Raw genomic sequence first — 21,252 nt, 5'->3', positions numbered from 1 at the left:
CCGAGCTGAATCTCATGCGGCAAAACGACTTTTGTGGGACGGGCCGCATCGGGCCCTCTCGCGCCGGACACCATCTCCCGACTTGCAGCGGCGGGCCTCAACCGTCATTGAAGGCCAAAGACATGCGGCGGCTCGCCATTTCGATCCGAGCCCGCCCGGAAAAAGGTGACCCATGAGCGCCGCAACGGACATGATGCCCGCCGCTCCCGGCGCGGCGAGCGCCAAAGGCTATGCGACCCGGCGGACCTTCGCCATCATCTCGCACCCGGACGCCGGCAAGACCACGCTGACCGAAAAGCTGCTGCTCGCTGGCGGCGCCATCAACATGGCCGGCGCGGTCAAGGCGCGCGGCGAGAACCGACGCGCCCGGTCCGACTGGATGGAGATCGAGCAGTCGCGCGGCATCTCCGTCACCTCGTCGGTGATGACGTTCGAGCGCGAGGGCATCACTTTCAACCTGCTCGACACGCCCGGCCACAGCGACTTCTCCGAGGACACCTACCGCACGCTGACGGCGGTCGACAGCGCCATCATGGTAGTGGACGCGGCCAAGGGCATCGAGGCGCAGACGCGCAAGCTCTTCGAGATATGCCGCCTGCGCGACATTCCCATCATCACCTTCGTCAACAAGGTGGACCGCGAAGGGCGCAGCCCGTTCGAGGTGCTGGACGAACTGGAGGAGGCGCTGGCGCTTTCCGTCTCGCCGCAGGTCTGGCCGGTCGGCATGGGCACCGACTTCCAGGGTTGCTACGACTTCGCGTCGAACGAATTCCTCTATTCCAAGACGCGCGCCAACGGCACGTTCGACAGCGTCAAGGCGATGTCGGGCATCGACGACCCGGAACTCACGAAGATGCTGCCGGCCCATGTCGCCGAACGCTTCCACGAAGAGGCCGAACTGGCCCGTGACGGCTATGCCGAGTTCGACGTCGACGCCTACCGCCAGGGCCACCTGACGCCGGTGATCTTCGGCAGCGCGCTGCGCGACTTCTCGGTGGACCAGCTTCTCAAAATCGTCGCGCGCTACGCGCCGCCGCCGCGCCCGCAGCCCTCCGACAAGGGCGCCATCTCGCCGGAAACCAAGTCCGTCTCAGCCTTCGTCTTCAAGGTGCAGGCCAACATGGACCCGAACCACCGCGACCGCGTGGCGTTCGTGCGGTTCTGCTCGGGCCATTTCAAGCGCGGCATGAAGCTGAACCACGTGCGCTCCGGCAAGCCGCTGGCGGTCAACAACCCCATCTACTTCTTCGCGCAGGAGCGCGCGCTGACGGAGGAAGCCTTCGCCGGCGACGTCATCGGCATTCCCAACCACGGGACGCTGCGCGTCGGCGACACGCTGACCGAGGCCGAGCCCTTCCGCTTCACCGGCCTGCCCTCTTTCGCGCCCGAGGTCATGCGCCGCGTCCGGCTCGAGGACACGATGCGCATGAAGCAGCTGCGCCGCGCCCTGGAGGATCTCGCCGAAGAGGGTCTGGTGCAGGTCTTCAAGCCGATGATCGGGTCCAACTGGATCGTCGGCGTCGTCGGCCCGCTGCAGCTCGACGTTCTCGCTTCGCGCATTCGCGGCGAGTACAAGACCGAGATCGGCTTCGAGCCGGTGCCCTATTCCACCGCACGATGGATCACCGCCACCGACGACAAGAAGCTCAAGGACTTCATGCGCGACAACGTCATGCAGGTGGCGCAGGACCGCGACGAGCGGCCGGTCTATCTGCCCAAGAGCGACTGGGAGCTGCGCTACGCCCGCGAGCGCAATCCCGACATCCGCTTCGAGGAAACGCGCGAACTCGTGTCCGTCTGAGCCACCCGGTCCATCGCTCCAGCGAGGTCATGCCGTGAAGCTGTTCTTCTCCCCGGATCAACTCCGCCATCGCCCGACCCAGTACGGCGTCCACGGGCGCCTCGTGCGTCCGCTCGAAAACCCGGACCGGGCGCAGACGCTGACCGACACGCTGGGTCGGCTGGGGCTCGCGGCGCACGAACCGGCCGATCATGGCCTCGCGCCGATCCTCGCCGTGCATGCCGACCATTATGTCGAGTTCCTGCGCACGGCCTTCGCCGAATTCACCGCGCTGCCGAATGCCGGGCCGGAAGTGCTGCCGAACGTCCACCCCTATGCAGCGGGCGTCGCGGGTCTCGGCGCGCGGGGCCGGCCGCGCACCACAGGCATTCTCGGGCGCACCGGCTGGTATATCGGCGATCTCTCCTGCGCGATGACCGAGGGAACCTATGCCGCGGCCTACGCTTCGGCACAGACGGCGGCGTCTGCGGCACTCGACGTGGCGGGCGGGGCGCGGGCAAGCTTCGCGCTCTGCCGACCGCCCGGCCACCATGCCTATGTCGATCGCGCCTCCGGCTTCTGCTTCTTCAACAATGCCGCCATCGCCGCGCAGGTTCTGCGCTCGCGCTTTGCCAGGGTCGCGATCCTCGACTTCGACACCCATCACGGCGACGGGACGCAGGCGATCTTCTATGCTCGACCTGACGTCCTGGTCGCCTCCACCCACACCGATCCCAGCGCCTACTATCCTCACTATTTCGGCTATGCCGAGGAGCGCGGCGAAGCGGAGGGCGACGGGTTCAACCTGAATGTCCCGTTGGCCTTCGGCTCCGACGACACGGCCTTCACCTCGGCTGTCGGGACGCTCGTTGACGCCGTCGCTGCGTTCGGCGCGGAGGCTCTCGTCGTCTCCGCCGGGTGGGACGCCCACCACGCCGACCCGCTCTCGAAGCTCGCCGTCACGACGCCGGCTTACGGTGCCATCGCCGAGCGGATCGCCGGGCTCGGCCTGCCGACGGTCATCGTGCAGGAGGGCGGCTACTCGCTCGAAGCCGTGGCCGAGGCCGCGCCGCTCTTCACCCAGCGCTTTGTCGCCGGGCACCGCTGACCGCTATTCCGCCGCCTGAGCCCGCCGTGCATCGTAGCGGATGCGCGCTCCGACGACGCGCGACTCGTTGCGGTTGGCCCAGTCGCCGAGCGCGCGCACCGGCACGAGGAGGTCCTGACCAAGCTCCGTCAGTTCGTATTCGACGCGGGGCGGGATGGTGGCGTAGGCAGTGCGGGTCACGTAGCCGTCGCGCTCGAGGCCGCGCAGCGTCACCGTCAGCATCTTCTGCGAGATGCCGTCGACCTCGCGCTTCAGTTCCGAAAAGCGGCGCTTGCCCTGCCCCAGCATGACCACGACGTAGATGCTCCACTTGTCGCCGATCAGCGACAGGACCTCGTCGATCATCCGGCAGCGGCCGGGCGGGTGAAGATGGGTCGGTTTCATGGCGGTGACCTACGCATGAAAAAGTGCCGTCTTGCATTGCAGCAGTCGGTCGCTCAAATGCCCTCGGTCACTTTTCTATACGAGGTTCGTTCCATGAAAAAGGTCGCTGTTCTCGTCGGGTCGCTACGCCGCGAGTCGATCAACCGCAAGTTCGCCGAAGCGCTCGGCAAGCTTGCCGCCGGCCGGCTGGAGTTCCAGTTCGTCGAACTCGGCGACGTGCCGATGTACAACGAGGATCTGTGGGCCGATGGCGGCCCGGCTCCCGTACTGCGCATGAAGCGCGAGATCGAGGCGGCCGACGCGGTGCTCTTCGTCACGCCGGAATACAATCGCTCGTTCCCGCCGGTCATCAAGAACGCCATCGACTGGGGCACCCGGCCCTACGGCCAGAACTCGTTCGCGGCCAAGCCCGGCGGGCTCATCGGCACGACGCCGGGCTCCACCGGCACCGCGGCCGGGCAGAACCATCTCAAGAGCGTCCTCAACGTCGTCGATGTCGTGCTGATGGGCCAGCCCGAGGTCTATTTCCAGTACAAGCCGGAGCTCTTCGGCGCGGATGGATCGGTCACCGACGAGGGCACCGCGAAGTTCCTCAACGGCTTCCTCGACCGCTTCACCAAGTGGATCGAGCGCACGTCGGAGCCCAGAACCAGCGCACAGGCCGACGCGGCCTGATCGATCGACCGCCCCGGCCGCCGCATCTAGACGATGTCGGCGGCCGAAACGCGAACGACCCCGCGCGCGTCCATATCAGCGAGCGCCCGCGCCATCGATCCGTCGAGGTCGATGTCACGGCTGGCATCCTCCACCAGCACGACGTCGAGCCCGGCATCGCGCGCGTCGAGCGCCGTCCAGGCCACGCAGAAGTCGGTGGCGAGGCCGCAGACGAAGACGCGCCTGATGGATCGCTCGTTCAGATAGCCGGCGAGGCCCGTCGGGCTCTTGCGATCCGCCTCGCGGAAACCCGAATAGCTGTCGACGCCGGCATTGAAGCCCTTGCGGATCACGGCCTGCGCATGGGGAATGTCGAGCCCGTCGTGGAACGCGGCGCCGCGTGTCCCCTGCACGCAGTGGCGCGGCCACAGGACCTGCGTTCCGTAGGACAGGTCGACCGTGCCGAACGGCTCGCGGCCATGCGTCTCGGCGAAGGAAACGTGGAAGGCGGGGTGCCAATCCTGCGTCAGCACGACGTTCTCGAAGCGACCCGCCAGCTGGTTGACGACGGGCACGACCGCGTCGCCATCGGCCACCGCCAGCGCACCGCCCGGGCAGAAGTCGTTCTGGACGTCGACCACGACGAGCGCGTCGTTCGAATTCGTGTGCAGGATCATGGCCGAATCGTCTCCACAGGATGCCGAGACACCTTAGCTGTCCCGCGCCGCCATGCCACGCTCGCCCATCCCACACCCGTGAGGGAACACGCGGACGGCCCGGCGGCTTCCTGTCGTGAATACGGTTCCTACCGAGGAGACACGCCGATGCCCCCCTGGCTCGTCGCCACCGCCACCCTCATGGCCGGCCTCGCCGTCCTGCCGGCACATGCGAAGACGCTCGACGACCTGCGCTGGGACAAGCGCGTCCTCGTGCTCGTTGCCGCGGATGCGGACAGCGAAGCGCTGGCCCGGCAGCGCCGCGAGATCCTGTCGAACGAGGCGGCGCTCGGCGAGCGCGACATGTTGGTCTTCGCAATCGTCGACGGGCGCGCTGCCCCCGTGTACGGCACGCCGCCGAGCGACGCACCGGCCGACATCGCACGGCGTCTTGGCGTCGAGGGCCGGCCGAGCTTCGAGGCGATCCTCGTCGGCAAGGATGGCGGGGTCAAATGGCGGAGCGCGGAGCCCGTTGCGCTGGCTAAGATCCTCGGCGTGATCGACGCCATGCCGATGCGCCGAAGCGGGCGCTGACGTCGGAAGACGACGCAAGACGGTTCTGCCGGCGCGCGGAACCGGCTATGGCAGCGGGACCACACCGGAACCCGCCATGGAAATCGTCTTCGTCGTCCTCGCGCTTCTCGTCGCCGTCACGGTCAGCGGCACGCTGGAGCGGATCGTGCCCGTGCCGCTGCCGCTCCTGCAGATCGCCCTCGGCGTCGTGCTGGCGCTCAGTCCGCTGCCGAGCGTCGAGCTCAGTTCCGAGATCTTCTTCCTCGTTCTCCTGCCGCCGCTGCTCTTTCTCGATGGTTGGCGCATCCCGAAGGAAAGCCTGCGGCAGGATGGGCGTCTGATCCTTGCGCTGGCGCTCGGGCTCGTCGTCTTCACCGTGCTCGGCATGGGTTGGTTCATCCACTGGCTGGTGCCGGCGATGCCGCAGGCCGTGGCCTTCGCGCTCGCCGCCGTTCTGGCGCCCACCGATCCGATCGCGGTCTCGGCCGTCGCCAAGCAGGCGCCGATTCCGCCGCGCCTGATGCACATCCTCGAAGGCGAATCGCTGCTCAACGACGCCTCGGGCCTCGTCTGCCTGCGCTTCGCCATCGCGGCCGCGCTCACCGGCAGCTTCTCGGCGACGGAAGCCTTCGCGACCTTCCTCTGGCTGGCAGTGGCGGGCATCGCCATCGGCGTCGCGGTAACGCTCGGCGTGACCTACGTGCAGGACCGCATCCTGTCGCGCGTCGGAGAGGATCCGGGAACGCAAACCCTTCTCAGCCTGCTCATTCCCTTCGGCGTCTATCTCCTCGCCGAAGAGGTCCATGCGTCCGGCATCCTTGCCGCGGTCGCGGCCGGCGTCACCATGAGCTTCGTCGAGAACCAGGGGCGCGCGCTGGCTCTCACACGCATGCGCCGCAGTGCGGTCTGGGACACGGTCCAGCTCGCGGTGAACGGCGCGATCTTCGTGCTGCTCGGCGAGCAGTTGCCGGGCATCGTGGACAAGGCGACGAGTGGCGCCCTGTCGTCGGATGGGCTGAACCTCGCTGAACTCGCGCTCCTCGCGCTGGTGATCGCGGCAGCGCTCGCCTTCTTCCGCTTCGTCTGGGTCTGCATCTCGCTGGCACTGACGCTGCGGCGCAACCGACTGGCCGGCGCGCCCGTCATTCCCTTTCCGATCGGGCTCGCCGTCGCCACGGCTTTGGCCGGCGTGAAGGGCGCGGTGACCCTGGCAGGTATCCTGACGCTGCCCTTCGTCCTCTCGGACGGCTCGCCGTTTCCCGCCCGCGATCTCGCGATCTTCCTCGCGATGAGCGTCATCCTGATCTCGCTGGTGACCGCGACGATCGTGCTGCCGCCGGTGCTGCGCCGCGTGCGCCTGCCGCCGACGCCGGCCCGCGACGACGAGGAGCGGCAGGCGCGCGAAGTCGCCGCTCGGGCCGCCCGCGAGGCGATCCAGACGCTGCGCGATTCCCTCACACGCACCGCCGACGAACCGACGCTGTATTCGGAAGCCGCCGGGCGGGCGCTCGTCCGCTACGAACAGCTGGTCGACGGTTCGGAGGCCGGAGACATCGCGCGCGGCCGCGAGATGTTCCAGGCCGAACGGCGGCTGCGGCTCGCCGGACTGCGGGCCGAGCGCGACGCCCTGTTCGATCTCCGCCGCCGTCACGCGATGCCCGACGACACGCTGCGCCGCCTGATCCGCGAGGTAGATCTTCTGGAAGCGCGCTTCGACGGCGGCTGAGGCCTCAGCCGTCCTTCTTCTTCGCCTTGCGGTCGGCCTCTACCATTTGCTTGTATTCGGCCTTCAGCTTCGGGTCGGCCGGACGCGGGCTGAGGTCGACGCCGTCCGATAGCCGGTCGGCGATGGCATCCAGCGCTTCGATGCGCGCGTACTTCTTGTCGTTGGCCGGCAACACGATCCAGGGCGCGGTGGTGCTCGACGTGCGCTCGATCATCTCGTTCGCCGCGTCCTCGTACTCATGCCATTTGTCGCGGTTGCGGAAGTCCTCGTAGGAGAGCTTCCAGCGCTTGAGCGGATCGTTCATCCGGTCCTCGAAGCGCTGCAACTGCTCGTCCGGGGTGATGTAGAGGAAGATCTTGACGATGCGGGTGCCCGCGTCCGCCAGCAAGCGCTCGAAATCGACGATCTCGCCATAGGCGCGGCCCCATTGGCTGGGTTCGGCAAAGCCCTCGATGCGCTCGACCAGCACCCGTCCGTACCAGGACCGGTCGAAGACGCAGATCTCGCCGTCGGCGGGAAGGCGCTGCCAGAAGCGCGAGAGATAGTGGTGCTTGGCGTCCTCGGCCGTCGGGGCCGCGATCGGCCAGACCTTGAAGCCGCGCGGATCCATCACCGAGGAGATGCGGCGGATGGTTCCGCCCTTCCCCGCCGCGTCCCATCCCTCGAAGACGATGACCGCCTTGTCCTTCGTGTGGAGATAGGCCTGCTGGATCTCCTGAAATCGCCGCTGCTGCGCCTTCAGCCGCGTCTCGTAGGCGTCCTTCTCGATCGTCAGCGACATGTCGAGCCGCGAGAGCGGCCGATGGTCGCTGCCGTGCGGGTGGGTTTGGTGCCGCGTCATCTGCGTCTCCTCGTTCAAACTCCCGCTATACCTGTCGTTTCCGCAGGGAACATCCACCGGGGGTCTTCCCGGCGGTTCCCGCGACGTAGGCGTGGCCACGCAGATTCCGGGGGACGGCCGCAACGGTCCCGGATCGTTGGAGGGAATGCGACGTTCACCTCTGACCGGATCGTCCGGCCACAGGGTTCATGCGTTCCATGCTTCAGTCCGTCAGCCTCGAAACCCAGACCTCGACCGCCGAGAAGCTGGCGCCCCTCAGCCCGATCGGCGCGACGGCCGCACTCATCCACCGGCAGGCCGCGAACAACCGGGGCCGCCTCGTGGTCTACGTCGCGCAGACCGCCCGCCGGGCGCGCGACATCCAGGACGTGCTCGAAGCCTTCGATCCCAACCGCCCCGTCGCCTACTTCCCGCCCTGGGACTGCCTGCCCTACGATGGGTGTTCCCCGTCGCGCTCCGTGATGGGGCAGCGCATGGGCGTGCTGCGCTGGCTGACCAACGCGGACAACCGGCCCGCCATCCTCGTCACCACGGCCGAGGCCTTGCTGCGCCGGGTTCCGCCTCGCCCGATCTGGACCTCGCTCCACCGCGAGTTCCGCGTCGGCGACGTCGTCGATGCCACCGAGATCGAAGCGCATCTGCGCGAGGTCGGCTACGTCTTCGACGACCGGGTCGACGAGCCCGGCGAGGCGGCGCTCCGCGGCCGCGTCATCGACTTCTTTCCGGCCGCCGCGCCGGCGCCCTGCCGCGTCGAGCATGCCGAAGGTCGCATCGTTGCGATCCGCTCCTATGACGCCGTGACCCAGCGCACGATCGCCGAGTGCGAGATGCTGATCATCGATCCCGCCAGCGAGGTGCCGGGACCGGCGCCCGCAGACCTCGGCGGCGCGACCGGACGCGAGCACCGGCTGGCCACCCATTACGACAAGCTGGAGTCCATCTTCGACTATATCGGCGAGGCTTCCGTCACGCTGGAAGACGGTGTCGAGCGTCGCGCCGTCGCCTTCTTGGAGGCCGCCGACGAGTCGGCCGCGGACGCCGCGCAGTCCCGCTCGGGCAAGCGGCCGGTCGCGGTGTCGCGGATGTTTCTCGGCTTGAAGGAATGGGACGGCGCCATCGCCACGAGGCTGGCCGTCGTCGTCGAGGACGAGCCGGGACAGGCCGCGCGCGACGCCCATTTCGTGCCGCGCTTCGCCGAAGCCGATCAGCCATGGGAAGCCCTCGAAGCCTTCCTGACCGAAAAGGCGGCGGGCAACACGCTCGTGCTCGCCGCGCCGACATCCGCGCTGCTGACGGATTGGACGCGGCGGGCGCAGCGCCATCTCGGACGCAAGCTGAAGCGCGACGCCGACTGGCCGGCGGTTCTCTCGTCGAAGGCGGGCGCGGCGTTCGCGATGGTTCTGCCCGTCACCGAGGGTTTCCGTGTTCCCGGTGCGAAGGTCACGGTCGTCACGGTGCAGGATCTCGGCGGTCACGCCGCCACGGTTTCGCGCTCCGACGCCGCCTCGCCTTTCAACCTTGCGGATGCCGAGTTCGCGATCGGCGACGCCGTGGTCCATCTCGACCACGGCGTCGGCCTTCTCGAAGGGCTCGAGCGCATGGAGCATGGCGGCGCCAAGCGCGATGTGGTGCGCCTGCGCTATGCCGATGACGGCAAGCTGATGGTACCCGTCGAGGAGATCGGGGCCCTCTGGCGCTATTCGAGCGGCGGTGGCGGCGTCACGCTCGACAAGCTCAAGGGCGGCAACTGGATCGAGCGCCGCAACTCGATACTCCAGCGCGTGCGCGGCACGGCGGAGCGCATGCTCGACCTCGCCGCCGCCCGACGCGACGCCAGGACCAAACCGCTGAAGCCCGACCGGCGCCGGTTCGAGCGCTTCTGCGCCCGCTTCCCCTACGAGTTGTCACCGGACCAGTCGAAGGCGGTGGACAGCGTCCTCGCCGATCTTGCTTCGGGTCGCCCGATGAATCGGCTCGTCTGCGGCGATGTCGGCTTCGGCAAGACGGAAGTGGCGCTGCGCGCCGCCGCCGCCGTGGCGTTCGCCGGGCGTCAGGTCGCGATCGTCGCGCCGACCACGGTTCTTGCCCAGCAGCATGCGCGCGCCGTCGCACGGCGCTTTGCCGGGTTCGACATTGAGGTGGCGCAGTTGTCGCGCCAGACGAGCGCGAAGGAGGCCAAGCGCATTCGCGAGGGGCTGAAGGATGGCAGCATCCGCGTCGTCGTCGGCACCCACTCGCTGTGCGGCAAAGGCATCGGCTTCGACGACCTCGGCCTCGTGGCGATCGACGAGGAGCAACGGTTTGGGGCCAAGCAGAAGGAGGTGCTGCGGCGCCTCGCCGACGGCGCCCATGTCCTGACACTCACCGCGACGCCCATTCCACAGACGCTGCAGGCCAGCTTCGTCGGCCTCAACGAACTCAGCATCATCGCGACGCCCCCCGTGCTGCGCCAGCCGATCCAGACCGTGGTCGCCGCCTTCGACGACGATCTCGTGCGCGAGGCGCTGGAGCGCGAGCACCGGCGCGGCGGCCAGAGTTTCGTCGTCTGCCCGCGCGTCGAGGACATCGCGCCGATGGCGGCGCGTCTCGGCAAGCTCGTGCCGGACCTCAGTGTCGGTGTCGTCCACGGCCAATTGCCGCCGGACGAAGTCGACGAGGCCATGCTGCGCTTCACCGAGGGCGACGGCGACATACTGCTGGCCACCAACATCATCGAAAGCGGCCTGGACGTACCCGCCGCCAACACGATGATCGTCTGGCGTCCCGACCGGTTCGGCCTCGCCCAGCTTCATCAGCTGCGCGGACGGGTTGGGCGTGGTTCGCGGCGCGGCGTCGCCTATCTCCTCTGCGAAGCCGGGCAGACGCTGGCACCCGAGACCGAGCGGCGGCTGCGGACGCTCGAGGCCATGAACCGGCTCGGCGCCGGTTTCCAGATCAGCGCGCGCGATCTCGATCTTCGCGGCGCAGGGGACCTCCTCGGCGAGGAGCAGGCCGGGCATCTCCAGCTCGTCGGCCTGACGCTCTACCGCCACTTCCTGCGCCGTGCCCTCCTCGTCGCCGAAGGCAAGCCAGTGCCGGACGACTGGACGCCCGAGATCCTGCTCGGCATCGCCGGCCGCATTCCCGCGGTCTACGTGCCCGACGACGAGACCCGCATCAATCTCTATGCCGAGATCGACCGGGTCCGCGAACGCAGCGCCCTCGAGGCGCTGGATGTGGATATCGAGGACCGGTTCGGCGCCCTGCCCAGGCCCGCCCGCGTCATGCTGCAACTCGCCGATATTCGCATCCGCTGCTTCGAACTCGGGATCGCCAAGCTCGCCGCCGGACCGAAGGGGATCGCGGCCGTGTTCCGCACGCGGGACGACGCCAAGCGAGCCATGGAGCAGGCGTTGCCCAAGGACTGGCGCTGGAGCGACCTCAAGCTCGTCTATCCCGTCGAGACCTTGGGAACCGATGCTCGCTTCGAGGCGGTGGGTCGTCTACTCGGGGCCATCGAGGGCGCGTCGTGAGTATCGGCAGCCGAGCAGCGGACACCGGAACATGAGTGCCGGACCCCAGACGCTTTCTAAGACGGTCGAGCGCGTCTACGCGATCGGCGACGTCCATGGGCGCGCCGATCTCCTCGCGCCGCTCCTGCGGGAGATCGAGCGAACGGCACCGGACGATGGGCGCGCTGCAATCGTGTTTCTCGGCGATCTCGTGGACCGTGGACCCGACAGTCGCGGGGTGCTCGATCTCGTGATCGGCGCCCTCCAGCGGTTCCCGGGCTCGAAGCTGTGCCTGGGCAACCATGACGACTGGCTGCGGCGGTGTCTGGCGGGCGACCCGACGATGGCCGACGATCTCGAACTCTGGCTCGGCCAGGGCGGGCTCGAAACCCTGCAATCCTATGCGGCCCCCGCCACACCCCTTTCCGACATACGCCGAGGCATCCTGGCCGAGACGCCGCGCCATGCGTCGCTGCTCGAAGAGGCCGCGCAACTGGTGCGCTGGCGAGATCTCGTCTTCGTCCATGCCGGGGTCGATCCCGCCATCGCGTTGGTCGATCAGCCGAGAGAGGCCAGCCTCTGGATCCGCAGTGTCTTCCTGCGCTATGTCGGGCCGCTGGAGGCCGCGGTGGTCCACGGCCACACGCCCCAGTCGCCACCCCGCCCCCATGTCACCGAGAACCGCATCTCGATCGACACCGGGGCGTTCTTTTCGCACGTGCTGACGGCGGCGGTTTTCGACGCGGCAAGTTCGACGCTGCAGTTCTGGACGGCGCGGCGCGACGGGACGGTTCGGCGCGTCGTACCAATCGGGGTGGATCGCGGGATGGGAACGCTGCTCGACCCCATCGGCGACGACGCAGAAAATGCCCGGCCTCAGCTCTTTCGATGGCCGTAACAAAAAGGGGCGGCCCGAGGGCCGCCCAATTTGGCTGGAGTATCAGGCCATGAAAACCTGATACTTCCTAATTGGCGAGTGCTGCCAAAGGTTGCGCGAGGTTTACGAATTCTTCACGAACGCACGACCGAGAAATCCTTCGCGCTCGCAACCAAGCCATCGCATCGACGTTGACAGGCGGCGACCCGAACCTCCGGGTCACAAGAGTTTCGTATGGCGGTCGCCGCGTGCGCATCGCCCCGAGCGATTTTGAGGAGAACGAGATGTTTCGCGACAAGCCTACGGCCTATGGGCGTCTGACCGACGCCATCAGCGATATCGGCGATCGGATCGCAGAACTGGAGTCGCAGGTCGTTGCGCGTATCAATCCGCGGCCCTCGAAGGCCGAGCGCCTGCGCCGGGCCGTCGAGCACGAGGTCAACCGCCTCTACGGCGCGACCGACAGCGGTTATTCGCGCTACCTCCCGAGCTTCCTGACCGGCCTGTCGCTTCCGAGCGCCGATGACGCCAAGGCTTCGCTCTACGACGCCAAGTCCTCCCTCTCGAAGGCCGGCCACTCGCTCGGCGACCGCGCCAGCGACCTGCGCGACCACCTGCCGGCCCTTTCGTCGTTCTCGTTCCCCGCGTTCGGCCACCGCAGCAGCTTCAAGGGCGGGCGCGGCTATCAGCGTAGCGTCGACTACCTGCGCGAGCGCCCGAACGTCTCGACCGCGCTGATCGCAGGCGGCGCGATTCTCGCGATCGGTACGGCGTTCTACGTCACCAAGAAGATCGCCGATCACGCCGAGGAGCCGGAATACGACGTCGTTCGCCGCGACGGCGAGATCGAGATCCGCGACTATGACGCGATGATCGTCGCCGAGACGGTGAAGACCGGCTACCACGAGAAGGCTCGCCGTCGTGGCTTCGAGACCCTTTACGACTTCATCGCCGCCAACAATCGGTCCGGCAAGAAGATCGCGATGACGGTCCCGGTGCTGCAGCAGCTTTCCGAGAGCGAAGGCCGCACGAAGGGTTGGGCGATCCGCTTCGTCATGCCGAAGAAGTTCACGAAGGCCAGCCTGCCGACGCCGAACTCGAACGATGTGGCGATCCGCGAAGTCTCGGCCAAGCGCCTCGTTGCGATCCGCTTCAGCGGCAACTTCTCGGCTTCGCTTGCCTCGAAGAAGCTGATGGCGCTCTACAACTACGTCGCCGACGAGAACCTGAAGCAGAAGGGTGATCCGATCTATGCGTTCTACAACGCGCCATGGACGCCCGGCTTCATGCGCCGCAACGAGATCCTGATCGAGGTCGAGCGCTGAGCCTCGCCTGAACTCAGATTGAACGAAGCGCCCGCCCTTCCGGCGGGCGTTTTCGTCTCCGCCGTCGGTTGCCTCATGGCGGCGACAACGGCAAAAGTCGAGACATGGACCTTCCGACCCGCTCTCTCGCTGCGCTCCCGCCGAGCTTCGTTCTCGCGCCGGATGGGCGCTCGTTCCGCCTCGACCCACGCGATCCCGTCTTCTTCGCCGATCCCTACCCCGTCTACGCATATCTGCGCGCCCATGCGCCGGTCGCCCGCTGGGATGATGCCAGTTGCCTGGCGATCGCCGCCCATGGCGACGTCTCGCGCATTCTGAAAAGTCGCGACTTCGGGCGCGTCGTCTCGCCGGACGGATCGGGCCGCCCGGCGGCGTCTGACGTTCCTTCGCACCTTCGCCATTTCGCGGCTCTCGAAGCGCATTCGCTGCTGGATCTCGAAGCGCCGACGCATACGCGCCTGCGCTCGCTACTGACGCGCGCGTTCGTCTCCCGCCGGATCGAGGCGCTGGCACCGGAGATCGAGCACGTCGCACAGGAACTCGTGGCCGCGTTCGCGGAGGACGGACTGGTCGAACTGGTCTCACAGTTCGCCGAGCCGCTCCCCGTCGCTGTCATCGCCGGCCTGATCGGCGTACCCCGCGAGGACGCGCACCTCCTGCTGCGCTGGTCGCATGCGATGGTGGCCATGTACCAGTTCGGCCGCGACCGCACGGTGGAAGTTCGCGCCGATGCCGCGTCTCGCGATTTCGCCGACTATCTGCGGTCGCTCCTCGCGATCAAGCGGGCGAAGCCGGGTGACGATCTCCTCTCGGCCCTTCTCGTCGCGCAGACCGAGGGCGGCCGCCTCAGCGAGCCCGAACTCGTCTCGCTCGTGGTGCTGTTGCTGAATGCCGGTCACGAGGCGACCGTCCACCAGATCGGCAACGGCCTCGCCGCGGCCCTCGACGCTGGCGTCGATCTGGCAGCGGCGACATGCGACGAGGGATCGACCGCCTCGCTCGTTGAGGAGGCCCTGCGCTTCGACACGCCGCTGCATCTGTTCCGCCGCTTTGCCCTCGTCGATACGCATGTGGGATCGCAGCCACTGCGGCGCGGCGAAGAGGTGGCGCTGCTCCTGGCCTCCGCCAACCACGACGAACGCGTCTTCACCGACGCCGACCGGTTCGATCCCGCGCGATGCGGCAACCCGCATCTCGCCTTCGGCGGCGGCATTCACTTCTGCATCGGCGCGCCGTTGGCGCGCCTTGAGCTCGGACTGGCGTTTCGCGCCCTGGCCGGGCTCGGAGCCCTTCGCCCGAAGGAGCCGCCGCGCTTTCGCGACAGCTATCATTTCCGCGGCGTCGAACGCCTCGATCTCACCTTCGAGGCGCGACGCCTCAGAGCTTGATGACGTAACGCTTGCGCGTCGTTTCCTCGACCCGCCACGTTCCCTGAAAGCCGCGACGGATCGCGAAGGCGTCGCCGGCAACATATCGTCGGCTCTCGCCTTCCTCGTCGGTCAGCACCGAAACGCCCGAGAGGATCTCGCAGTACTCCCACTCGGCGTAGGCGACTCGCCACTCGCCGGGCGTCGATTCCCAAACGCCGGCATAGAGCCCGTCGCCGTCGTCCTCGCAGTTCCAGGTCCGGTGGATGGGGTCGCCCGCGATCACCTTGTCCGGTGCCGGGCGGCTGACCTCCGGCTCGAGCCCGTCGGTGGAGATGGAGAGCAACAGCGTCATTGCGAAGTCCTGTTGTTGGGCATCGAAGGCGGATGGGTTAGCAGGAAACACGGGGAATGCCATCGTGTGGACGATCCTCGTAGGGAGACAAGGAACCGCCGATGCAGCTGGCCATGACCTTCGACGCAGTCGCCGATTTTCTCGATCGCGAGTTTCCGCAGGCAGGGGTCGCCGGCATGGGCGCGCGTCTGGACGCGCTGGCGCCGGGCCGCCTGACGCTCGCGCTCGACGCGGGCGAGCGGCACCTGCGGCCGGGCGGCACCGTGTCGGGCCCGAGCCTCTTCGCCCTCGCCGACGTCGCGGCCTATCTCTGCATCCTCGCCCATATCGGGCCGGTGATGCATGTCGTCACCACGAACATGTCGATCAACTTCCTGACCAAGCCGTCGCCCGGCCTGTTGCGGGCGGAAGCCAGCCTCCTGAAGCTCGGCCGCAGGCTTGCGGTGGTCGAGATCGCCATCCGCGGCGCTGCGGACGAACTGCCTGCGGCTCATGCGGTCGGGACGTACTCCATTCCGCCGAAGCAACCGACTCCATCGCGGATTGTTGCGGTATCCTGATACCATACATGACAAGACATTGTTTTTGTTCGGGTTCGATCAAAATGCGACGAGTGAAATGCGAGCGGATACGCTTGCATTCCCCCGCTGACCTCCGTATGGAAGGCGCATCAAGTGCGGCGTCTGCCGCCTTTTTCGTATGGCCGGGGGTTTCGTCCGCGGTCGACGCACGAGTGACCCAAGGATTCCCGTATGAAGACCTTCTCGCAGAAGACCGAGACGGTGGTGAAGAAGTGGATCGTCATCGATGCCGAAGGGCTCGTTGTCGGCCGTCTCGCCTCCCTCGTCGCGCTTCGCCTCCGTGGCAAGCACAAGCCGACCTTCACGCCCCATGTCGATGACGGCGACAACGTCATCATCGTGAACGCCGACAAGGTCGTCTTCACGGGCAAGAAGTTCCAGGACAAGACCTACTACTGGCACACCGGCTATGCCGGCGGCATCAAGCAGCGCAAGGCGCGCGAGATCCTCGAAGGCCGCTTCCCCGAGCGCGTCGTCGAGAAGGCCGTCGAGCGCATGCTCCCCGAGGGCCCGCTCGGCCGTCGCCAGCTCAAGAATCTTCGCGTCTATGCCGGCGCCGCGCATCCGCACGAGGCCCAGGCTCCCGAGACGTTCGACGTCAAGGCGCTGAACTCCAAGAACGCGAGGGCTGCATAATGGCCGACATGAACTCCCTGCAGAGCCTGGCGTCCGTGAACGCGACGGAAACCGTCGCCGCTCCGGTCCACGTCCAGAAGCTCGACGCTCAGGGTCGCGCCTATGCGACCGGCAAGCGCAAGGACGCGGTCGCCCGCGTCTGGATCAAGCCCGGCTCGGGCAAGATCGTCGTCAACGAGAAGGACTTCGCCGAATATTTCGCGCGTCCCGTTCTCCAGATGGTGCTCCGCCAGCCGATCGTCGCGGCCTCGCGCTCCGACCAGTTCGACATCATGGTGACGGTCGCCGGCGGCGGTCTCTCCGGTCAGGCCGGCGCCGTTCGTCACGGCATCTCGCGCGCTCTCACCTACTACGAGCCGGGCCTTCGCGCCGTGCTCAAGAAGGGCGGCTTCCTGACGCGCGATTCGCGTACGGTCGAGCGCAAGAAGTACGGCCGCGCCAAGGCTCGTCGTTCGTTCCAGTTCTCGAAGCGCTAAGCTTCGAAGCCATTCGGTTTCATCCATCGAGGGCCGCGGCATATGCCGCGGCCTTTTTCGTTTCGGCGTTGCCGGTGCGGCGAATCGCGGTACAGCTTGGGAGTGCGTCTTTGCTGGCGTACCGCTTGGGGAACACGATGCCGGATCCGTTGGGTTCACCTCTGCCGAACGAACCGGGCCGGCGGCCCATCGCCAGCCGCTCGTCGCGCGTCATGATCGCGCTGGCGTCGAAGCTCGCCGCCGGCCGCGTGACGCCGAACCAGATCTCGACCCTATCGATCCTTTTCGCCGGCCTCGGGGCGCTGGCGCTGGTTCGATGGAACCATCCCATCACCTTCCTCGTCGCGGCGCTCGCGATCCAGCTGCGCCTGCTCTGCAATCTTCTCGACGGCATGGTGGCGATCGAGGGCGGCAAGAAATCGCTCGTCGGCGCGCTCTACAACGAATTCCCGGACCGGGTCGCCGATACGTTTCTGCTCGCCGCCGCCGGCTATGCGGCAGGCTGGCCCGATCTCGGATGGGCTGCGGCGCTTCTGGCTGCCCTTACCGCCTATGTCCGCGTCTTCGGCGGCGCACTCGGCCTGCCGCAGGATTTTTCCGGCATCATGGCCAAGCAGCGACGGATGGCGCTCCTGACCGCGGGCCTGCTCGCGCAGTTCGTCTGGCGCCTCGCGGTCGGACCCGGCTGGGACGTTCTCGTGTGGACGCTCGCGCTGATCGCGCTCGGCAGCCTCCTCACCTGCATCACGCGCACCCGCACGATCGCCCGGATGCTCGGCGCATGATCCCCCTCGTCCGTGCCCTTCTGATGGGTCTCGTGCGTCTCCTCATCGGCGCGCGCGGCGCCTATGCGGCGTGCGAGCCCTCGTTGCGCCAGACCATCTACTTCGCCAACCATGCCAGCCATTTCGACACGCTGGCGGTTCTGGCCGCGATGCCGCCCGCGATCCGGGCGCAGACCCATCCCGTCGCCGCGCGCGACTATTGGGGCCGCACGCCGCTGCGCCGCTTCGTCTCGCAAGCGTGCCTGCGCTCGGTGCTGATCGACCGGACGCGCAGCGCGCAAGGCGATCCGCTGGCGCCGGTTCATGCCTGCCTGGCCGACGGCGGATCGGTGCTGATCTTTCCCGAGGGCACGCGCGCCGACGAGAACGGCATCGCTCCGTTCAAGAGCGGGCTCTTCCATCTGGCTCAGGCCTTTCCCGCCGTCGATCTCGTGCCCGTCCACCTCGACAACCTCGCCCGCGTCATGCCGAAGGGCAGCTACCTCATCGTGCCGATCACCTGCACCGCCCGCTTCGGCCCGGCGCTGACCGTGGTCCCCGGCGAAGAGAAGGCCGCGTTTCTCGCCCGCGCGCGCGCCGCCGTCGAAACCCTGGGAGAGCGCGCCCGATGACCACGGCTCTCGGATGGGTCTTCGCCGGCGTTCTTCTGGTTCTGTCCGCGGGCTCCCTCGCGGGCGCTATCCTGGCGCGACGCGCGACCACCGAGGAGGGCCGCCGCACCATCGACAATCTGAACGCGCGCACCCGGTCCTGGTGGATCATGGCGATCGTCTTCGGCGGCGCGCTGATCGTCGGCGACACGGCGACGGCGCTGCTCTTCGCCTTCCTGTCCTTCGTGGCGCTGCGCGAATTCTGGACCCTGACGCCCTCGCGCCGGGGCGATCACCGCGCACTGTTCCTGTCGTTCTTCGCGCTGCTGCCGCTGCAATACGTGCTGCTGTGGACGCAATGGTACGGTCTCTTCTCAGTGTTGATTCCCGTCTACGCCTTCCTGGGTCTTGCGGCCGTCGCGACGCTGACGGGCGACACGCGGGACTTCCTCACGCGCAGCGCGCGGGTGCAGTGGGGCTTGATGCTCTGCGTCTACTGCATCAGCCATGCGCCGGCTCTCACCATGCTCGACACCGGCGCGGACCCGGTGCTGCTCCTCGTCTATCTCGTGCTCGTGGTGCAGCTCAGCGACGTCCTGCAATATGTCGTCGGCAAGCTCATCGGCCGCCGCCGCTTCTCCCCCAACATCAGCCCCTCGAAGACGCTGGAGGGTCTCGTCGGCGGCGGTCTGCTGGCGATCGGCATCGGCACGCTCCTCTATCCGCTGACACCCTTCACGCCGCTACAGTCGGCCGGCATGTCCGCGGTGATCGTCGTCGCCGGCTTCTTCGGCGGCTTCGTCCTATCGGCGGTGAAGCGCGATCTCGCCGCGAAGGATTGGGGGACGTTGATCGAGGGACATGGCGGCGTCCTCGACCGGCTGGATTCGATCACCTTTTCCGCCCCGCTCCTCTTCCACATGACGCGCTATTGGTTCACGCCCTGATAGTGGCCGGCCTACCGGCGGCCGATGAAGCGCCTCGCTAGGCAGGCGACGAGACAAGGGAGTTCCCAATGGCCGGCCAGTCGATCGATCACGCCTTCACGGCGACGCAGGCGCTCGGCGCAGCGTCGGACCCGACCTACGCGGGCGCGCCCTCCTTCATGCGGCGGCGCTTCACGAAGGACCCGGCGGGCTCGGACGTGACGGTCTGGGGCATTCCGTTCGACGCGTCCGTCTCCAACCGGCCGGGCACCCGCTTCGGGCCGCAGGCGCTGCGCCGGGCGTCGATGATCTTCGACAACGATCCGCAATATCCCTTCCATGCCGATCTCTTCGAAGCCTTGAGCGTCGTGGACTACGGCGACTGCCTGCTCGACTACCGCCTGCCGGAAACCGCGCACGAGACGATGCGCGTGGAAGCCGCTGGCCTTCTGGCGCGTACCGGCTTTCTCCTGACCCTCGGCGGCGATCATTCGATCACCTATCCGCTGCTGCAGGCGCATGCGGAGCGCCACGGGCCGCTCGCTCTCGTCCATTTCGACGCGCACCAGGACACTTGGCCTCTGGCCACCGCGCCGGACGGCCGCACCCGCGTCGATCACGGGTCCTTCGTCACGGCAGCGGTCAGGGACGGGCTGATCGATCCCGCGACCTCGATCCAGGTCGGCATCCGCACGCATGCGCCGGAGACTTGCGGCATCGAGATCCTGCACGGCAACGAGGTGGAGGATCTGACCTCCGCCGAGATCGCCCAACGCATCTTCTCGCGAACCGACGGTGCGAACTGCTATCTCAGCTTCGACATCGACTGCCTCGACGTCGCCTTCGCGCCGGGCACCGGCACGCCGGTCGCGGGCGGCCCGTCGAGCGCCAAGATGCTGGCGGTGCTGCACCACCTGAAGACCCTTCCGATCGTCGGCGCGGACGTGGTGGAGGTCTCCCCGCCCTACGACCATTCCGACATCACGGCGATCGCCGGGTCGACGGTGGCGATGTATGTGCTGGGGATCCTCGCCGAGCGGAAAGCGACGCGTGCCAGGTCGTAGCCGCCCCCATGGTTGAATGCGACGGCGGCTCCGTGCGAAGGAAGCCGCCGAGAGGACGATTTCCCGCTCCTCCTCGCACGGGTGACGCTTCATGAAACCGCGTATCTTCATCGACGGCGAACACGGCACCACCGGCCTGCAGATCCGCAGCCGGATGGCGGGCCGCGCCGATGTCGACCTCCTGTCGATCCCCGAAGCGGAGCGCCGCAACGCCGCGATGCGCGAGGATCTCCTCAACGAGGCGGATATCGCGATCCTCTGCCTGCCGGACGACGCCTCGCGCGAGGCCGTCGCCTTCCTGGCCGGCAACGGTTCGACGCGCATCATCGACACCAGCACCGCGCACCGCGTCGATCCCGCCTGGGCCTACGGCTTCGCCGAGATGGACGAGGCGCAGGGCGCCAAGATCGCGGGCGCGCGGCTCGTCGCCAATCCCGGTTGCTATCCGACCGGCGCCATCGCGCTGCTGCGCCCTTTGCGCATGGCTGGGCTTCTGTCCGAAGATTATCCGGTCACCGTCAACGCGGTGTCCGGCTATACGGGCGGCGGCAAGCAGATGATCGCGCAGATGGAGGACGCGTCGCGCGAGGATCACATCGCCTCGCCGCATTTCCTCTACGGCCTCGACCTCGCGCACAAGCACCTGCCGGAAATGCGCACCTTCGGACTCCTCGGCGACGATCCGATCTTCGCGCCCTCGGTCGGAAAGTTCGCGCAGGGCATGATCGTGCAGGTGCCGCTGCATCTGCCGAGCGGCGTCTCGCCCGCCGATCTACACGGTGCCCTTGAGGCGCACTATGCGGGGCAGAATGTCGTCACGGTGGCATCGACGGCCGAGACGGCCGCGCTGAAGCGCATCGATCCGACGGAGCTCGCCGGCACCGATGCGATGAAGCTTTTCGTCTTCGGCTCGAAGGATGGCGGCCGGGCCAATCTCGTGGCCCTCCTCGACAATCTCGGCAAGGGCGCCTCCGGCGCCGCCGTCCAGAACATGGACCTGATGCTGCGCGGTTGAGCGCGACTGCCGACGCCGCAGGTCGGCGGCGTCGGCAATCTT

Annotated in this window: 21 protein-coding genes; 17 read left to right on the top strand and 4 right to left on the bottom strand. The window is 67.6% G+C overall.

Features of this window, described 5'->3' with window-relative positions; genetic code table 11:
* Positions 1-172 precede the first annotated feature (172 nt).
* Together AUL33_RS17435 and AUL33_RS17430 are read left to right on the top strand one after the other, a co-directional pair.
* Positions 173-1,801 carry a peptide chain release factor 3 gene (locus AUL33_RS17435; RefSeq protein ID WP_062211163.1) on the top strand — a complete coding sequence of 543 codons (1,629 nt, stop codon included), beginning with the start codon at positions 173-175 and terminating at the stop codon, positions 1,799-1,801.
* Between the two features lie 34 nt (positions 1,802-1,835).
* Positions 1,836-2,888 carry a histone deacetylase family protein gene (locus AUL33_RS17430; RefSeq protein WP_062211160.1) on the top strand — a complete coding sequence of 351 codons (1,053 nt, stop codon included), beginning with the start codon at positions 1,836-1,838 and terminating at the stop codon, positions 2,886-2,888.
* A 3-nt stretch (positions 2,889-2,891) separates the two neighbouring features.
* On the opposite strand, the gene AUL33_RS17425 is transcribed toward AUL33_RS17430, so the two are convergent.
* Positions 2,892-3,272 carry a helix-turn-helix domain-containing protein gene (locus AUL33_RS17425; protein ID WP_062211157.1) on the bottom strand — a complete coding sequence of 127 codons (381 nt, stop codon included), beginning with the start codon at positions 3,270-3,272 and terminating at the stop codon, positions 2,892-2,894.
* A 93-nt stretch (positions 3,273-3,365) separates the two neighbouring features.
* Here AUL33_RS17425 and AUL33_RS17420 point away from each other — a divergent pair, with 93 nt between their 5' ends.
* The gene (locus AUL33_RS17420; protein ID WP_062211154.1) at positions 3,366-3,947 is read left to right on the top strand and encodes an NADPH-dependent FMN reductase; all 582 of its coding nucleotides are present in this window, start codon (positions 3,366-3,368) and stop codon (positions 3,945-3,947) included.
* Between the two features lie 26 nt (positions 3,948-3,973).
* Here AUL33_RS17420 and pncA read toward each other — a convergent pair whose 3' ends face one another.
* Positions 3,974-4,603 (bottom strand): bifunctional nicotinamidase/pyrazinamidase, encoded by a 630-nt coding sequence (gene pncA, locus AUL33_RS17415; RefSeq protein ID WP_062211151.1) that lies wholly within the window; start codon positions 4,601-4,603, stop codon positions 3,974-3,976.
* A gap of 147 nt (positions 4,604-4,750) precedes the next feature.
* On the opposite strand from pncA, the gene AUL33_RS17410 reads away from it, so the two are divergent.
* Both AUL33_RS17410 and AUL33_RS17405 read left to right on the top strand, forming a co-directional pair.
* Positions 4,751-5,176, top strand: a complete 426-nt coding sequence (locus AUL33_RS17410) for a DUF4174 domain-containing protein (protein ID WP_062211148.1) — start codon at positions 4,751-4,753, stop codon at positions 5,174-5,176.
* 76 nt (positions 5,177-5,252) lie between these two features.
* Positions 5,253-6,881, top strand: a complete 1,629-nt coding sequence (locus AUL33_RS17405) for a Na+/H+ antiporter (protein ID WP_062211145.1) — start codon at positions 5,253-5,255, stop codon at positions 6,879-6,881.
* Between the two features lie 4 nt (positions 6,882-6,885).
* On the opposite strand, the gene AUL33_RS17400 is transcribed toward AUL33_RS17405, so the two are convergent.
* Positions 6,886-7,722 (bottom strand): polyphosphate kinase 2 family protein, encoded by an 837-nt coding sequence (locus AUL33_RS17400; protein ID WP_062211447.1) that lies wholly within the window; start codon positions 7,720-7,722, stop codon positions 6,886-6,888.
* A 197-nt stretch (positions 7,723-7,919) separates the two neighbouring features.
* On the opposite strand from AUL33_RS17400, the gene AUL33_RS17395 reads away from it, so the two are divergent.
* The 4 genes from AUL33_RS17395 (at position 7,920) to AUL33_RS17380 (ending at position 14,803) form a co-directional block, all read left to right on the top strand.
* A complete protein-coding gene (locus AUL33_RS17395; RefSeq protein WP_062211142.1) occupies positions 7,920-11,234 on the top strand; it encodes a helicase-related protein in 3,315 nt (1,104 codons plus the stop codon).
* 31 nt (positions 11,235-11,265) lie between these two features.
* Positions 11,266-12,111 carry a metallophosphoesterase gene (locus AUL33_RS17390; protein WP_062211139.1) on the top strand — a complete coding sequence of 282 codons (846 nt, stop codon included), beginning with the start codon at positions 11,266-11,268 and terminating at the stop codon, positions 12,109-12,111.
* Positions 12,112-12,374: 263 nt separating this feature from the next.
* Complete coding sequence (locus AUL33_RS17385) at positions 12,375-13,415, top strand: heme-binding protein (RefSeq protein WP_062211136.1); 1,041 nt, start codon at positions 12,375-12,377, stop codon at positions 13,413-13,415.
* 104 nt (positions 13,416-13,519) lie between these two features.
* On the top strand, positions 13,520-14,803 hold the full coding sequence (locus AUL33_RS17380) for a cytochrome P450 (protein WP_082652696.1): 1,284 nt from the start codon (positions 13,520-13,522) through the stop codon (positions 14,801-14,803).
* Here the strand turns inward: AUL33_RS17380 and AUL33_RS17375 are convergent.
* The gene (locus tag AUL33_RS17375; RefSeq protein ID WP_062211133.1) at positions 14,793-15,137 is read right to left on the bottom strand and encodes a cupin domain-containing protein; all 345 of its coding nucleotides are present in this window, start codon (positions 15,135-15,137) and stop codon (positions 14,793-14,795) included. The genes AUL33_RS17380 and AUL33_RS17375 overlap by 11 nt on opposite strands.
* A gap of 101 nt (positions 15,138-15,238) precedes the next feature.
* Between AUL33_RS17375 and AUL33_RS17370 the strand changes: the two genes are divergently transcribed.
* The 8 genes from AUL33_RS17370 (at position 15,239) to argC (ending at position 21,210) form a co-directional block, all read left to right on the top strand.
* Positions 15,239-15,697, top strand: coding sequence for a PaaI family thioesterase (locus tag AUL33_RS17370; protein ID WP_062211130.1), 459 nt, complete (start codon positions 15,239-15,241; stop codon positions 15,695-15,697).
* 192 nt (positions 15,698-15,889) lie between these two features.
* Positions 15,890-16,354, top strand: a complete 465-nt coding sequence (rplM, locus tag AUL33_RS17365) for a 50S ribosomal protein L13 (protein ID WP_062211127.1) — start codon at positions 15,890-15,892, stop codon at positions 16,352-16,354.
* Positions 16,354-16,830 carry a 30S ribosomal protein S9 gene (gene rpsI / locus AUL33_RS17360; RefSeq protein ID WP_062211122.1) on the top strand — a complete coding sequence of 159 codons (477 nt, stop codon included), beginning with the start codon at positions 16,354-16,356 and terminating at the stop codon, positions 16,828-16,830. Before rplM ends, rpsI begins: the two co-directional genes overlap by 1 nt.
* Positions 16,831-16,967: 137 nt before the next feature.
* Positions 16,968-17,615: a CDP-alcohol phosphatidyltransferase family protein gene (locus AUL33_RS17355; RefSeq protein WP_062211120.1), complete on the top strand. Its 648-nt coding sequence runs from the start codon at positions 16,968-16,970 to the stop codon at positions 17,613-17,615.
* Complete coding sequence (locus AUL33_RS17350) at positions 17,612-18,226, top strand: lysophospholipid acyltransferase family protein (RefSeq protein ID WP_062211117.1); 615 nt, start codon at positions 17,612-17,614, stop codon at positions 18,224-18,226. Before AUL33_RS17355 ends, AUL33_RS17350 begins: the two co-directional genes overlap by 4 nt.
* Entirely contained in the window at positions 18,223-19,152 is a 930-nt protein-coding gene (locus AUL33_RS17345) for a phosphatidate cytidylyltransferase (protein ID WP_062211114.1), read from the top strand. Before AUL33_RS17350 ends, AUL33_RS17345 begins: the two co-directional genes overlap by 4 nt.
* A 68-nt stretch (positions 19,153-19,220) precedes the next feature.
* Positions 19,221-20,195, top strand: a complete 975-nt coding sequence (speB, locus tag AUL33_RS17340; protein ID WP_062211112.1) for an agmatinase — start codon at positions 19,221-19,223, stop codon at positions 20,193-20,195.
* A gap of 91 nt (positions 20,196-20,286) precedes the next feature.
* The gene (gene argC, locus AUL33_RS17335) at positions 20,287-21,210 is read left to right on the top strand and encodes an N-acetyl-gamma-glutamyl-phosphate reductase (protein ID WP_062211110.1); all 924 of its coding nucleotides are present in this window, start codon (positions 20,287-20,289) and stop codon (positions 21,208-21,210) included.
* Positions 21,211-21,252: the final 42 nt, after the last annotated feature.

The organism is Aureimonas sp. AU12 (assembly GCF_001463705.1).
In the GTDB taxonomy this organism is placed as follows: domain Bacteria; phylum Pseudomonadota; class Alphaproteobacteria; order Rhizobiales; family Rhizobiaceae; genus Aureimonas.
This window is presented reverse-complemented; position numbering and strand designations above follow the sequence as displayed.